A 14345-nucleotide genomic window follows, 5' to 3' on the forward strand; every position below is an offset into this window, starting at 1 on the left:
CCTGCGGGGGATGAGATGCCGAATACGACTCAGGTGCTGGCCAGAGTGGTCGACTCCGATGTTTCCGACATATTCCTGATCGTGACCATGGCCGCGGCGCTGGGCGCGCTGGTCATCTCGATCCTGGTGTTGGTGAAGCTGGGCAAAACCGGACACCGAGCTCAGCCTCCTGTGTCGTTCGGGCCGCCCCCCGGGCCACCCGGACCGGTGAACCAGCCCTTCCAGCCGCAGCAGCCGGTGAATCCGGGTCAGCAGCCTCCCCCTGTATGGGGTCAGTCGCAGGGGTGACCTGACCCCTGGTCTTACACCCGGAGTGTTCGCCCGGTCGGCGGAACCGCTGAACCGTGTGTGCCGGGCTGGCCGGTGTGCCACAGTGAGCGCAGGCCTGAAGTGCGGGCCGGGCGCCGCGCGTGGTGTGCGCGCGCAAACCGTTGACCGCCGCCGGGAACGGCTGGCGGAACGGCGACGTCTGCGTTGTGAACACTCCAATGGGGAGGAAGGGACCGTGGCAGGTTACGGATCTGATCCGGGGACGATGACCCGGGTCGCCAACTCCATCGCAGACGGTGCGACCAAGACCAGTGAGGCCGTCAAGGACTTCGTGGCCACCCAGGCCAACCCGGCGGACTTCGGCGTGAAGCACCAGGACAAGGGCGGTCCCTACCGCGAGGGTGTGCAGAAGCTGGCCGACGGGGTCAAGGGCATGGTCGAGTCGATGACCGCCTTCTCCAACAAGGTCAAGCAGTCCGCGGGCACCTACCGCGGCTCTGACTCCAACAACGCCGGCACTGTGCGTGGCTCCGGGAGCAAGTGATGGCAAAGAGTGACTGGGAAGAAGTCAAGGCGATCCTTGACAACCCCAACGTCAACCCGGACACCAAGCGGGAAATCCTCGACGAGTACCTGGACACGCGCGAGGACGACCGCATTGACGACGAGCACAAGAAGTACATCAAGGAGTACTCGCCGGGGAACGAGCTCGACGACGAGGACGAGAGCGAGTTCGACGGCGACGAGGACGACGACGACGAGGAACAAGAGCTCGACGAAGCGGTAGCCAAGGGCAAAAAAGAGGCCACCGACGCGGACAACAAAGAGGGCAGCGACAAGAAGGCCACCGAGGCCAACAACCAGGCGAAGGACAAGATCGGCAAGGCCCAGGCGCCCACCCTGGCCGAGGGCACGGTCAAGAACTCCAACGAGCTGTTCGACCCGGCGGCCGCCAGCCTGGAGATGTTCAAGCGCTTCCTACCCGCCTGGAACCTGCGCGGCAAGGGCGTCGACTACCAGACCAAGATCCAGCTGCGCTGGGAAGAGCAGAAGAACATCGACTTCCGCAAGTTCCTGCTGGAAGCCGATGAGTTCAACAAGGCCAAGGCCGCGGTCGACCAGTACGTCGATGACATCGACGGCCAGCTGATCAGCCTCTACGGCGCCTGGGACGGCAAGGCCGCCAGCGCCTCCAGCCAGCACTACAGCGGCGCGGTGCGCCCGCAGCTGGACCAGCTGGTCAAGCAGCTCGGCGGCGCCAGCGAGACGCTGACCAAGGCGGTCGGCGAGATCTACCGGGCGTGCAAGCTCAAGTGCGAGGAGCTGACCAACGCCTTCACCCTGACCATCGCGGGCGCGCCGCCGGAGATGGCCAAGAAGATCGTCACGATCGCCACGCAGGGCCTCACCGGCGACGACGACGCGCAGCGCAACCAGATCAAGGAGGTGGCGAGCTGGCTGGACCGCACGACCGGCAGCGCCACCTCGCGCGCGCTGGACGACGACGACTGTGGTGACCTCGAGGAATCCACCAAGACGATGGTCCGCGAGACCTGCCAGAAGTGGGCCGACGGTCCCTTCGACAAGGAGTTCGGCGGCAAGCTCACCCAGTTCGAGAACTCCTGCAACGCCGCGGTGACCACGGTCAACGCGCAGTGGGACTCGATCAACAACTTCCTCAAGGGCTACGAGCCGAAGTTCCCCAAGGAGGGCTCCGGCGGTGGCGGTGAGACCGGCGGCAACGGCGGTGGCGGCACCGGTTCCGGCGGTGGTGGCGGCACCGGTTCCGGTGGCGGTGGCACGGGGTCCGGCGGCGGTGGTGGCGGCATGCCCAAGCCGCCCCCGATGCCGGAGCTGCCCAAGCCCGAGGTGCCCGACCCCTCGAAGCTGATGGACCAGACCGACCCGTCCAAGGTGAAGGTGCCCAACGACGAGCAGACGGTCACCATCGACGACGGCAGCGGGCGCAAGATCCAGGTGACCGAGCCGACGGACGACGGCAAGGTCAAGATGATGATCACCGGTCCGGACGGCAAGCCGAAGCCGTACGAGATCGACTTCCAGCTGCCCGGCGAGAAGCCCGGCCAGCCCGGTCAGCCGGGCGGGATCCCTGGTCAGCCCGGTGGGCCCGGCCAGCAGGGCGGGACTCCCGGGGTGCCGCACGAGCGGCTGGACGTCTCCGGCAAGCCCGGCGGCGAGCAGCCCACCCAGATCAAGCCCGGTCCGGACGGGACCGCCTCGTTCCGGGACGGCAACTCGCTGATCACCACCCAGCTGGTGCCCGGCACGGACGACCAGATGAAGGTCACCGTGGACAACATGGACGGCAAGCCGCCGACCACGTACACGGTGAACTTCGAGGACGAGGCCAAGGGCGGCCCCGGCCAGACTGGGCCCGGTGCCCAGGGTGGCCCCGGCGGCCAGGGCCAGGGCGGCCAGGGCGGGATGCCGCGGCCGATGCCGATGATGGGCGGCGAGCCGGGTGAGATCCGCCAGGGCGGCCCGGCGCGGCCCGAGCCGATGCAGTTCCAGCAGGGCGGCCCGTACCAGCCCGAACCGGCCTACGGGCGGATGGAGCCCGGTCCCGGTCAGCACTTGCAGACCGAGCCCGCCTACGGGCGTCAGGGCGAGCCGATGATGCCGCAGGGCGCGCAGGGTGGTCCGCCGCCCGGGTGGCAGGGTGGCCCGCCGCAGGGGCCGCCGCCTGGCTGGCAGGGTGGTCCGCCGCCGCAGGGCTGGGGCGGTCCGCCGCCCGGGTTCCCGCCGCAGGGACCCCCGCCCGGCTGGCAGGGCGGTCCGCCGCCCGGGATGCCGTGGCAGCACGAGCCGATGCCCGCGCAGCACGGCGGTCCGCCGCCGCCTCCGCCCCCGCCGCCGAACTGGCAGCAGCCGCCGCCTCCGCCGCCGCAGTTCGTCGGCAACGACCACGGTGGCTGGCAGGGCGGCCCACAGCACGGTGGTCCGCCGCCTCCGCCGCCGAACTGGCAGCCGCCGCCCCCGCCGAACTGGGGCGGTCCGCAGCCGGGCTTCAACGGCGGGCCGTTCCCACCGCCGCAGGGCTTCGTCGACGGCACCGCGACGGCCTCGGCCGCCGGGGGCAGCTACGACGGTGGCTACACCCAGTCCTCCGCCGGTGGCGGCAGCCTGGGCAACCCGTCCGCGGGCAGCGCGTTCGGTGGCGGGCCGGACCAGCCCTCCGCCGGTGGCGCCGGGCTCTCGGACACCAACAGCCCGCAGGCCGGTGGCTCCGGTGGGGCCGGACTGGCCTCGGTGCCCGATGGCGCGGCCTGGAACCAGCAGCAGATGGGCGGCCAGCCCCCGGCGGGCGCGCCCATGGGCGGCGGCATGCCGATGGGCGGCGGCGCGGGCGCCGGTGGCGGCCAGGGCGGCGACCAGGAGCGGCAGAGCAGCAACTGGCGCACGCAGGGCCAGTACTTCTCCGTTGACGAGGAGGGGGAGCGGAAGTGGGTCAACCCGGTGCTGGGTGACGACGGCTTCCGCGACCGCTGAGCAGACATGCCTTCGACCACGGAGAAGGGCGGCCGGTGAGCGGACCGCAGTGGGGACAGGGACCGGGCGGCTACCCGCCGCCCGGCTTCGCCCAGGGGCCGCAAGGAATGCCGCCAGCGGGACCGCCGGGGCTGCCGCTGGCGGGGCTGCGGAAGCCGTCGCTGGTGGCGGTGGTGGTCGCGTTCGTCTGGGTGATCGTCAGCGCCGGGGTGGAGGTCGGTTTCGGGCTGAGCGTGGCCGGTGGTAGCCGCCTCGGCGGGTTCCACCTCGGTGTCGGGCACCTGCCCAACGACATCCTGGGCTACTACGCGATCCCCGGCGCGATGCTGCTGACCTTGATCTTCGCGGTGCTGACCCTGTGCCGGCAGAACTGGGCCAGGTTCATCCTGCTCGGGCTCTGCCTGGTCTTCTCCGGGGTGCACCTGTGGCGGCTGATCGAGAAGTTGCCCGCCGGGCTGGACGTGGTCGAGCTGCTGGTGCGGATCTGGTTCGTGGTGTTCTGGCTGATCGGCATCCTGCTGTACGTGCTGCCGCCGGTGAACCGGGCGCTGGGCAAGCCGCGTCCGCACGGCTTCCCGCCGCCGCACCCCGGGTGGGGACCGCCGCCGAACCGCTGATCAGCGGTGTGCGGCCGTGGGCAGCGGGCCCCGGGTGTAGTCGATCGTGCAGCCGCGGACCTCTTCCTCCAGCAGCGCGCTGTAGGCGCGGGTGCCGGTGAGGATGCGCAGCAGGAACGCGGTGGTCAGTGCCTTGGTCAGCTTCTGGGTGGTGTGGTGGGACCGGCCGTCCAGCAGCAGGTCGCTCCAGTGCCTGCCCTCGGTGAAGGCCAGGTGGGTGGCCTTGGTGATGCCGCGCAGCTGCACCGGTCCGGCCCAGGCCTGGGCGACCGGTTCGACGTGGCCCACGGTCGGCGCGACCAGGTCCTGCACCGCGGACAGGTGCAGGCCGGGCATGGCGCAGTGGTGGGCGGCGTCCAGGGCCGAGGGGCGGGTCTCCGACAGGGCCATGGTGACCACGGCGCGGACCCGCTCGTCCTCGGCGGCGGCCAGCACGGCCGCGCCGCCGCCCATGGAGTGACCGGCCACGGCCAGCCGTTCCGGGTGCACGCTGATCTGGCCCTCGCCGAGGCGGACGCCGGTGCAGACGTCCAGTGCGGTGCGCAGGTCGGCGGCCAGCAGGCGGTGGCTGGGCAGCGCGCCGGTGTGCGTGCCGGGGGCCGCGACCACGATGCCCCAGGACGCCAGGTGCTTGAACAGGCCCAGGTAGCGGCGGGCCGGTTGCAGCCAGCCGTGCCCGAAGGCCACCGCGGGCAGCCCGAGGCCCTGGGCTGGGGTGAGGATCACACCGGGCAGGCCGATCAGGCCCAGGTCGCCGCGCAGCACCTTGTGCGGACCGGGGCGGGTCAGCGTCACCAGCGCCTGCTTGGCCGTCAGGGCCTTGACCGCGCGTGCCATGCCCCGGACGGTAGTGGATACCGCCCCGCCCGGCTGGCGTCGGCCCGAGGTTTGGACCAATCCGACTCCGCCGACGGCAGCGCCTACCCTGTCCCGAGTGTGCGGGATCGTGGGATACGTAGGACATCGACCAGCTCTGACCGTCGTGCTGGACGGGTTGCGGCGGCTGGAGTACCGGGGCTATGACTCGGCAGGCGTGGCCGTGCTGGACGGCGGTGGCGGACTGGCCGTGGAGCGCAAGGCCGGGCCGCTGGTCAACCTGGAGACCAGGCTGGACGAGGTCGGCAGGGACGGCTTCGCCGGCACCAGCGGCATGGGCCACACCCGGTGGGCCACGCACGGCGCGCCGACCGACCGCAACGCGCACCCGCACCGGGACGGCACCGGCAAGCTGGCCGTGGTGCACAACGGGATCATCGAGAACTTCATCGCGCTGCGCGCCGAGCTGGAGGCCGCCGGGGTCGAACCGGCCAGCGACACCGACAGCGAGACCGCGGCGCACCTGATCGCCGCCGCCTACCGCGACGGGGAGACCGCCGGTGACCTGGCCGCCTCGGTGCGGCTGGTCTGCCGCCGCCTGGAGGGCGCGTTCACCCTGGTGGTCACGCATGCCGACCACCCGGACCTGATCATCGCCGCGCGGCGGTCCTCGCCGCTGGTGGTCGGGGTCGGCGAGGGGGAGAACTTCGTCGCCTCCGACGTGGCCGCCTTCATCGAGCACACCCGCGACGCGGTCGAGCTGGGCCAGGACCAGGTGGTCGAGCTGACCCGCGCCGGGTACCGGGTCACCGACTTCCACGGCGAGGACGCGCCGTGCACGCCGTTCCACGTGGACTGGGACCTCGCGGCCGCGGAGAAGGGCGGCCACGAGTACTTCATGCTCAAGGAGATCGAGGAGCAGCCCGACGCGCTGGCCAACACGCTGCGCGGGCACTTCCAGGACGGCCGGATCGTGCTCGACGAGCAGCGGCTGTCCGACCAGGACCTGCGCGATGTGGACAAGGTCTTCGTGGTGGCCTGCGGGTCGGCCTACCACTCCGGGCTGGTCGCCAAGTACGCCATCGAGCACTGGACCCGGCTGCCCGTTGAGGTCGAGCTGGCCAGCGAGTTCCGCTACCGGGACGCGGTGCTGGACCGCTCCACCCTGGTGGTGGCGGTCTCCCAGTCCGGCGAGACCGCGGACACCCTGGAGGCGGTGCGGCACGCCCGCGAGCAGAAGGCCCGGGTGCTGGCGGTCTGCAACACCAACGGCGCGCAGATCCCGCGCGAGTCCGACGCGGTGCTCTACACCCACGCCGGGCCGGAGATCGGGGTCGCCTCCACCAAGGCCTTCCTGGCCCAGATCGCGGCCAACTACCTGGTCGGCCTGGCCCTGGCGCAGGCCCGCGGCACCAAGTACCCGGACGAGGTGGCGCGGGAGTTCCACGAGCTGGAGGCGATGCCGGCCGCGGTCAGCCAGGTGCTGTCCACAGTGGACCGGATGCGCGAGCTGGCGCGGGAGCTGGCCGACTCCAAGGCGGTGCTGTTCCTCGGCCGCCACGTGGGCTACCCGGTGGCCCTGGAGGGCGCGCTCAAGCTCAAGGAGCTGGCCTACATGCACGCCGAGGGCTTCGCCGCCGGTGAGCTCAAGCACGGGCCGATCGCGCTGATCGAGGAGGGGCTGCCGGTCGTGGTGGTCATGCCCTCACCGAAGGGCCGGGCGGTGCTGCACAGCAAGCTGCTGTCCAACATCCAGGAGATCAGGGCCCGCGGCGCGCGCACCATCGTGATCGCCGAGGAGGGCGATGAGACGGTGCGGCCCTTCGCCAACGACCTGATCGAGCTGCCCGCGGTGCCCACCCTGTTGCAGCCGCTGGTCTCCACCATCCCGTTGCAGGTGCTGGCCGCGGAGATCGCCCGCGCGCGTGGCTACGACGTGGACAAGCCGCGCAACCTGGCCAAGTCGGTCACCGTCGAGTGAGCGGGGTCTGGGGCGCCGACCGGGTCAGGGCGGCCGAGCACGAGGTGTTCCAGCGGGTCCCCGAGGGCGCGCTGATGCGCAGGGCCGCCTTCGGCCTGGCCACCTACGCCATCGGCATGCTGGAGGACCTGACCGGCGGCGTGTCCGGGCGACGGGTGGCGCTGCTGGTGGGCGCGGGCAACAACGGCGGGGACGCGCTGTGGGCCGGGCACTTCCTGCGGCGGCGCGGGGTCGCCGTCGAGGCGGTGCTGCTGGACCCGGAGCGCGCGCACCCGGCCGGGCTGGCCGCGCTGCGCCGCTCCGGCGGCCGGATCGCCACCGACCACCTGGCCGCGGTGCGGGCCGCCGACCTGGTGCTGGACGGCATCGTCGGGTTGTCCGCGCGCGGTCCGCTGCGGCCGGCCGCGGCCAAGCTGGTCGAGCAGGTGGAGGCCCCGATCCTGGCGGTGGACCTGCCCAGCGGGGTGGACCCGGACACCGGTGTCGTGTCCGGCCCCGCCGTGCACGCCGCCGCCACGGTGACCTTCGGCTGCCTCAAGCCGGTGCACGTGCTGGCCGCCGGGCACTGCGGCGAGGTCTGCCTCGTCGACATCGGCATCGGCGACGACCTGGGCGAACCGGAGCTGGTGGTGCTCTCCGACGCCGAGGTCGGCGCCCGCTGGCCGGTGCCCGGCGCCAGTGATGACAAGTACACCCAGGGCGTCACCGGCCTGGCCGCCGGTTCCGCGGTCTACCCCGGCGCGGCGGTGCTGGCCACCGGCGCGGCCATCCGGGCCACCTCCGGCATGGTCCGCTACGCGGGCGAGGCCGCCGACCCGGTGCGGGAGCGCTGGCCGGAGGTGGTGGCCACCGGCTCGGTCACCGACGCCGGCCGGGTGCAGGCCTGGGTGGTCGGCCCCGGCCTCGGCACCGGCACCGCGGGCGCGGAGGTGCTGCGCCAGGTGCTGGCCGCCGGTGTGCCGGTCTGCGCGGACGCCGACGCGATCACCCTGCTGGCGGCGGAGGAGTCGCTCTGGGACGAGCGTGATCCGGACACCCCGATGGTGCTCACCCCGCACGACCGCGAGTTCGCCCGCCTGGCAGGCGAGGTCGGCGACGACCGGGTGGCCGCGGCCCGCCGCGCCGCGCGGCGCACCAACGCGGTGGTGCTGCTCAAGGGCCACGCCACGGTGATCGCCGCGCCGGATGGCCGGGTGCTGGTCAACCCGGCCCGCTCGGCCTGGCTGGCCACCGCCGGATCGGGTGATGTGCTCTCCGGTCTGATCGGCGCGCTGCTGGCCGGTGGCATGGATCCGCTGCTGGCCGCGGGCTGCGCGGTGCGCGCGCACGAGGTGGCCGGGCAGCTGGCCGCGCGGGACGCGCCGACCTCGGCCTCGGTGCTGGTGGACGTGCTGCCCGAGGCGATCCGCGCGTTGCGGTCGGCATCCGGGTTGGGAACCGGCAGTTCCAGTATTTGAGGGTGCCGACTCACCGCAGGTGTCCATAGGGTGGTCCCAGGTGTGCGAGGACGGACACAGCGGGGTGAGTGGATGAGCCAGATCCGCGTCTTGGGCGAGCCGGTCGAGCGGGGCGAGGAGGTGCTCACACCCGCGGCGCTGGAGTTCGTGGCCGGGTTGCACCGGGCCTTCGGGGCGCGGCGGCGCGAGCTGCTCGCCCGGCGGGCCGAGCGCAGGGCCCAGGCCGCGGCGGACCGGCGGCTGGACTTCCTGCCGGAGACCAGGGAGATCCGCGAGTCCGGGTGGCGGGTGGCCGAGGCGCCCGCCGACCTGCGGGACCGGCGGGTGGAGATCACCGGGCCGACCGAGCGGAAGATGGCGATCAACGCGCTCAACTCCGGGGCCAAGGTGTGGCTGGCCGACCTGGAGGACGCGAACACCCCGCACTGGCGCAACGTGGTCTCCGGGCAGGTCAACCTGGCCGACGCGGTGCGCAAGACGATCGAGCTGAGCACGCCCGAGGGCAAGCGGTACGCGCTGCGGGCCGACGTCGAGCACGCGGTGATCGTGGTGCGGCCGCGTGGCTGGCACCTGGACGAGGCGCACCTGCTGGTCGACGAGGAACCGGTGGCCGGCGCGCTGGTGGACTTCGGGCTCTACTTCTTCCACAACGCGGCCGAGTTGATCGCCCGCGGCAGCGGCCCTTACTTCTACCTGCCCAAGCTGGAAAGCCACCTGGAAGCCCGGCTGTGGAACGACGTGTTCAGCCAGGCCCAGGCCGAGCTCGGCATCCCGCAGGGCACCGTGCGGGCCACCGTGCTGATCGAGACCATCCCGGCCGCCTTCGAGATGGACGAGATCCTCTACGAGCTGCGCGAGCACGCCGCCGGGCTGAACGCGGGTCGCTGGGACTACCTGTTCAGCATCATCAAGACCTTCCGCGACTCCGGGCCCGAGTTCGTGCTGCCCGACCGCAACAGCGTCACCATGACCGCGCCGTTCATGCGCGCCTACACCGAGCTGCTGGTGCGCACCTGCCACCGGCGCGGCGCCTTCGCCATGGGCGGGATGGCCGCGTTCATCCCGAACCGGCGCGACCCGGAGGTCACCGCGACCGCGCTGGCCAAGGTGCGCGAGGACAAGCAGCGCGAGGCCGAGGACGGCTTCGACGGGTCCTGGGTGGCCCACCCCGACCTGGTGCCGGTCTGCCGCGAGGTCTTCGACGCGGTGCTCGGCGATGAGCCGAACCAGCTGGGCCGGACCCGGGATGACGTGCAGGTCAAGGCCGAGCAGCTGCTGGACGTGGCCTCCGCGGAGGGGGCGGCGACCGCCGCCGGGCTGCGCAGCGCGGTGGACGTCGGGGTGCGCTACATCGCCTCCTGGCTGGCCGGCAACGGCGCGGCGGCCATCCACAACCTGATGGAGGACGCGGCCACCGCGGAGATCTCCCGGTCCCAGCTGTGGCAGTGGATCTACAACGACGTCGGCCTGGACACCGGCGAGCCGGTCACCGCGGACCTGGTGCGCCGGGTGCTGGCCGAGGTCACCGCGCACCTGCGCGGCGAGCACCTGCCCCACCTGGACCAGGCGGCCGAGGTGTTCGAGCAGGTGACGCTGGCCCAGGAGTACCCCGACTTCCTCACCCTGCCCGCATACCAGCGGATCGTCACGACCTAGGAGAGTCCACAGTGGACCTGGACGCGATAGCGGGCGAACTAGACCGGCAACTATCCACTGTGGACTTCGAACGGGACCGGGCCTACCCGGGTGATCCCGGCGGGCGGCAGCCGGTGCACACCGTCTACGTGCCTGCCGACCGGGTCCGGCCCGGACTGGCCGCGGCCTGGGGCGCGCAGGCGCGGGCCGCGCTGGCCGAGCACGCCCCGGACGGGGCCGCGCTGGCCGCGGCCACCGGGGTGGACGGCGCGGCCGGGCTGCGCGGCCGGGTGCTGGCCAAGCTGACCGCGGAGCCGATCGAGGACCTGCGGGTCGACCTGGAGGACGGCTTCGGCGCGCCCGGCGAGGCCGAGGAGGACGCGGCGGCCCGCTCGGCCGGCCGGGCGCTGCGCGAGGACCTGGCAGCAGGCACCGCGCCGCCGTTCTGCGGCGTGCGGCCCAAGGGCCTGGAACCCGCGTTGCGGCGGCGCGGGTTGCGCAGCCTGGCGCTGTTCCTGACCGAGCTGGTCGACGGCGGGCTGCCGCCGGGGTTCGTGATCACCTTCCCGAAGGTCACCTCGGCCGCGCAGGTCACCTCCGCGGTGTGGCTGTGCGGGCGGCTGGAGCAGGAGCTCGGGCTGGCCGAGGGCGCGCTGCGGTTCGAGCTCCAGGTGGAGACCACCCAGGCGATCCTGGGCCCGGACGGGCGGGCCACCGTGGCCGAGATGGTGCACGCCAGCGAGGGCCGGTGCGCCGGGCTGCACTACGGCACCTACGACTACAGCGCGGCCTGCGGGGTCACCGCGGCGCTGCAGAGCACGGCCCACCCGGTGGCCGACCACGCCCGGATGGTGATGCTGCTGGCCGCGGCCGGCACCGGGGTGCGGCTGTCCGACGGGTCCACCAACATCCTGCCGGTGGGCGGCAGCGCCGAGGTGCACGCGGGCTGGCGGCTGCACGCCCGGCTGGTCCGGCGGTCCCTGGACAGCGCCTACTACCAGGGCTGGGACCTGCACCCGCACCAGCTGCCCACCCGGTTCCTGGCCACCTACGCCTTCTACCGGGAGGCCTTCCCGGCCGCCGCCGCGCGGCTGCGCGCCTACCGGGACCGGATCGCGGGCACCGTGCTGGACGAGCCGGCCACCGCGCAGGCGCTGGCGATCGGGCTGGTGCGCGGGCTGGACTGCGGGGCGCTGGCGGCCGAGGAGGTCGAGCAGGCGGTGGGCGCCGAGCGGGCCGAGCTGGAGGTGCTGGCGCGGCGGCGGATCGGCTGAGGCGCTCCTGGGCTGCCCGGCGGATCCTTGTGACACCATTGACGGTGTTATGGCTGACCAGACGCGCTCCGCCCGCGCCGAGACCGTGATCGACACGGCGGCGCTGCGGCACAACTACGCCCACCTCGCCGGGCTGGCCGCCGCCTCCGGCGCCGCGACCATGGCCGTGGTCAAGGCCGACGGCTACGGCCACGGCGCGGTCGAGGTGGCCAAGGCCGCGCTGACCGCCGGGGTCACCTGGATCGGCGTGGCCGCGCCGGAGGAGGCGCTGGAACTGCGCGCCGCCGGGATCACCGCACCCGTGCTGTGCTGGCTGTACCCGGTGGAGCAGGACTTCAGCGCGGCCATCGCGGCCGAGGTCGACCTGTCGGTGTCCTCGAAGGCCGAGCTGGCCGGGGTGCTGGCGGGAGTGGCCGCCACCGGGCGGTCCGCGCGGATCCACATCAAGGTGGACACCGGCCTGTCCCGCAACGGGGCCGAGCCGGGCAGCTGGCAGGGCCTGTTCGAGGCGGCGGCCAAGGCGGCGGCCGACGGCGCGGTCGAGGTGGTCGGCCTGTGGTCGCACCTGGCCAGCGCGGACGAGCCGGACAGCCCGGCCACCGACCAGCAGGCCGAGGTCTTCGCGCAGGCCTACCGGACCGCGGTCGAGCTGGGCCTGCGCCCGCTGCGGCACCTGGCCAACTCCGCGGCCACCCTGCTGCGCCCCGACCTGCACTTCGACCTGGTCCGGGTGGGCATCGCGGGCTACGGCCTGAACCCGGTGCCCGGCCACGGCGGCGACGAGCTGCGCCCGGCGATGACCTTCCGCTCCAGCGTGAGCAGGGTGAAGCGGGTGCCCGCCGGGACCGGCGTGTCCTACGGCCTGACCTGGACCGCGCCCGCGGAGACCAGCCTGGCCCTGGTGCCGGTGGGCTACGCCGATGGCGTGCCCAGGGCACTCTCCGGCCGGATGGAGGTCTTCCTGGGCGGGCGGCGGCTGCCGGTGGTCGGCCGGATCTGCATGGACCAGATCGTGGTGGACTGCGGCGACGCCGAGGTGGCCGAAGGGGACGAGGTCATCCTGTTCGGGCCAGGCGAGCGCGGCGAACCCACCGCGCAGGAGTGGGCGGACAAGATCGGCACCATCCACTACGAGATCGTCACCGGCATGTACCGGCCGCGGGTGCGGCGCAGCTACCGGGGCCACGGATGAACCGGATCTGGCGCGCCGTCGGCATCGCGGGCGGCGTGCTCGGCGCGGCCGTCGGCGCGGGCGCGGTCGGCGCGGCCACCCAGACCCGCCGGATCAAGGCCCAGCGCGCGGGTGGCGCCGAGGACGACCCGTTCACCGACGAGCACCTGGGCGAGCTGCGCCCCGACCGGCAGTCCACCGTGGCCGCCGACGACGGCACGCCGCTGGCCTGCGAGGAGGTCGACCCGGCCGACGGCGGCAAGGCCGAGCTGACCGTGGTGCTGGTGCACGGCTACACCCTGGACCGCCGCTGCTGGCACTTCCAGCGCCGGGACCTGCCCGAGCTGGTCGACCCGAGGGTCCGGCTGGTGCTCTACGACCAGCGCTCGCACGGCCGCTCCGGCCGCGCCGGCAAGGACACCGCCACCATCGAGCAGCTGGGCCGGGACCTGGACGCGGTGCTGCGCGCGCTGGCCCCGGACGGGCCGCTGGTGCTCGTCGGTCACTCCATGGGCGGCATGACGATCATGGCGCTGGCCGAGCAGCAGCCCGAGCTGTTCGTGGACCGGGTGCGCGGGGTCGCGCTGATCGGCACCGCGGCGGGCAAGGTGGGCAGCTCCGGGCTGCCCCGGCCGCTGCTGTCCCGGTACAACCCGGTGACCCTGGGCGTGGGCAAGGTGGCGGGCACGCTGCCCGGCGTGGTCGAGTGGGTGCGCAAGGTGGGCGGCGAGATCACCTGGAGCGTGGTGCGGCGGCTGGCCTTCGGCGACCGCGAGGTGAGCCCCTCGCTGGTGGACCTGATGGACCGGATGATCGACGACACCCCGGTCGAGGTGATGACCGACTTCCTGTCCACCCTGGAGACGCACAACCGGTACGCCGCGCTGGCCGGCCTGCGGCACTGCACGGTGCTGGTGCTGGGCGGCGACGCGGACCGGCTGACCCCGTACTCGCACTCCGAGGCCATCGCGGCCGAGCTGCCGGACGCCGAGCTGGTGCGCGCCACCGGGGCCGGGCACATGGTGATGCTGGAGCAGGCCGGGCTGGTGACCGGGAAACTGACCGAACTCATCCGGCGCTGTGCCAGCCCCGGGAGCGGAAAGCGTTGGTGGCGAAAGGCATGACCACTGTGGACAGTGCACTGTGGACGATCGAACTGCCGGAGGTGGCCGACACCGAGGCCTTCGGCGCCCGGCTCGGCGCGCTGCTGGCCGCCGGTGACCTGGTGCTGCTCGCCGGGCCGCTCGGCGCCGGGAAGACCGCGCTGACCAGGGGGATCGCCGCCGGACTTGGCGTGCGCGGGCAGGTCAGCTCGCCCACCTTCGTCATCGCCAGGGCGCACAAGCCCGGCGAGCGCGGCATCCCGCTGGTGCACGTGGACGCCTACCGGCTCAGCGGCTTCGACGAGCTGGAGGACCTGGACCTGGAGACCGACCTGACCACCTCGGCGGTCGTGGTCGAGTGGGGCGAGGGCGTGGCCGAGGGGCTGGCCGAGGAACACCTGCTGATCCGGCTGGAGCGCCGGGAGGACGAGGTGCGGGTGGCCATGGTGTCGGGCACGCCCCGGCTGCTGGCCGGGCTGCGCGAAGGCTGACCGCGGCCGGGTTCCGGCGA

The 14345-nt window shown here is 73.1% G+C and carries 12 protein-coding genes; 11 read left to right on the forward strand and 1 reads right to left on the reverse strand.

Annotated elements, in window-relative coordinates; all coding sequences use genetic code 11:
• Positions 1–15: 15 nt before the first annotated feature.
• From M8C13_RS12040 to M8C13_RS12055, 4 genes are all read left to right on the forward strand, one after another.
• Positions 16–288 (forward strand): hypothetical protein, encoded by a 273-nt coding sequence (locus tag M8C13_RS12040; protein ID WP_252480601.1) that lies wholly within the window; start codon positions 16–18, stop codon positions 286–288.
• Between the two features lie 247 nt (positions 289–535).
• A complete protein-coding gene (locus M8C13_RS12045) occupies positions 536–814 on the forward strand; it encodes a hypothetical protein (RefSeq protein WP_252480602.1) in 279 nt (92 codons plus the stop codon).
• Positions 814–3780 (forward strand): WXG100 family type VII secretion target, encoded by a 2967-nt coding sequence (locus tag M8C13_RS12050; RefSeq protein ID WP_252480603.1) that lies wholly within the window; start codon positions 814–816, stop codon positions 3778–3780. Before M8C13_RS12045 ends, M8C13_RS12050 begins: the two co-directional genes overlap by 1 nt.
• A 35-nt stretch (positions 3781–3815) precedes the next feature.
• Positions 3816–4397, forward strand: coding sequence for a hypothetical protein (locus tag M8C13_RS12055; protein WP_252480604.1), 582 nt, complete (start codon positions 3816–3818; stop codon positions 4395–4397).
• Here the strand turns inward: M8C13_RS12055 and M8C13_RS12060 are convergent, their stop codons facing one another.
• Positions 4398–5234: a dienelactone hydrolase family protein gene (locus M8C13_RS12060; protein WP_252480605.1), complete on the reverse strand. Its 837-nt coding sequence runs from the start codon at positions 5232–5234 to the stop codon at positions 4398–4400. It abuts the gene before it with no gap.
• 97 nt (positions 5235–5331) lie between these two features.
• Here M8C13_RS12060 and glmS point away from each other — a divergent pair, with 97 nt between their 5' ends.
• The 7 genes from glmS (at position 5332) to tsaE (ending at position 14325) form a co-directional block, all read left to right on the forward strand.
• On the forward strand, positions 5332–7194 hold the full coding sequence (gene glmS / locus M8C13_RS12065) for a glutamine--fructose-6-phosphate transaminase (isomerizing) (protein ID WP_252480606.1): 1863 nt from the start codon (positions 5332–5334) through the stop codon (positions 7192–7194).
• Positions 7191–8651, forward strand: coding sequence for an NAD(P)H-hydrate dehydratase (locus tag M8C13_RS12070; protein ID WP_252480607.1), 1461 nt, complete (start codon positions 7191–7193; stop codon positions 8649–8651). Before glmS ends, M8C13_RS12070 begins: the two co-directional genes overlap by 4 nt.
• Before the next feature lie 72 nt (positions 8652–8723).
• Complete coding sequence (gene aceB, locus M8C13_RS12075) at positions 8724–10307, forward strand: malate synthase A (protein ID WP_252480608.1); 1584 nt, start codon at positions 8724–8726, stop codon at positions 10305–10307.
• 11 nt (positions 10308–10318) lie between these two features.
• Entirely contained in the window at positions 10319–11560 is a 1242-nt protein-coding gene (locus tag M8C13_RS12080) for an aldolase/citrate lyase family protein (RefSeq protein WP_252480609.1), read from the forward strand.
• A gap of 49 nt (positions 11561–11609) precedes the next feature.
• On the forward strand, positions 11610–12752 hold the full coding sequence (alr, locus tag M8C13_RS12085) for an alanine racemase (RefSeq protein ID WP_252480610.1): 1143 nt from the start codon (positions 11610–11612) through the stop codon (positions 12750–12752).
• Complete coding sequence (locus M8C13_RS12090) at positions 12749–13855, forward strand: alpha/beta fold hydrolase (RefSeq protein WP_252480611.1); 1107 nt, start codon at positions 12749–12751, stop codon at positions 13853–13855. The genes alr and M8C13_RS12090 overlap by 4 nt, the downstream gene beginning before the upstream one ends.
• Positions 13852–14325, forward strand: coding sequence for a tRNA (adenosine(37)-N6)-threonylcarbamoyltransferase complex ATPase subunit type 1 TsaE (tsaE, locus tag M8C13_RS12095; RefSeq protein ID WP_252480612.1), 474 nt, complete (start codon positions 13852–13854; stop codon positions 14323–14325). The genes M8C13_RS12090 and tsaE overlap by 4 nt, the downstream gene beginning before the upstream one ends.
• Positions 14326–14345: the final 20 nt, after the last annotated feature.

It is taken from the genome of Crossiella sp. SN42 (assembly GCF_023897065.1).
Classification (GTDB): domain Bacteria; phylum Actinomycetota; class Actinomycetes; order Mycobacteriales; family Pseudonocardiaceae; genus Crossiella.

Excerpts from the sequence above, each read along its gene's own strand:
- M8C13_RS12040 (WP_252480601.1), top strand. The coding sequence starts at position 16 with ATGCCGAATACGACTCAGGTGCTGGCCAGAGTGGTCGACTCCGATGTT.
- M8C13_RS12045 (WP_252480602.1), top strand. The coding sequence starts at position 536 with ATGACCCGGGTCGCCAACTCCATCGCAGACGGTGCGACCAAGACCAGT.
- M8C13_RS12050 (WP_252480603.1), top strand. The coding sequence starts at position 814 with ATGGCAAAGAGTGACTGGGAAGAAGTCAAGGCGATCCTTGACAACCCC.
- M8C13_RS12060 (WP_252480605.1), bottom strand. The coding sequence starts at position 5,234 with ATGGCACGCGCGGTCAAGGCCCTGACGGCCAAGCAGGCGCTGGTGACG.
- aceB (WP_252480608.1), top strand. The coding sequence starts at position 8,724 with ATGAGCCAGATCCGCGTCTTGGGCGAGCCGGTCGAGCGGGGCGAGGAG.
- alr (WP_252480610.1), top strand. The coding sequence starts at position 11,610 with ATGGCTGACCAGACGCGCTCCGCCCGCGCCGAGACCGTGATCGACACG.
- M8C13_RS12090 (WP_252480611.1), top strand. The coding sequence starts at position 12,749 with ATGAACCGGATCTGGCGCGCCGTCGGCATCGCGGGCGGCGTGCTCGGC.
- tsaE (WP_252480612.1), top strand. The coding sequence starts at position 13,852 with ATGACCACTGTGGACAGTGCACTGTGGACGATCGAACTGCCGGAGGTG.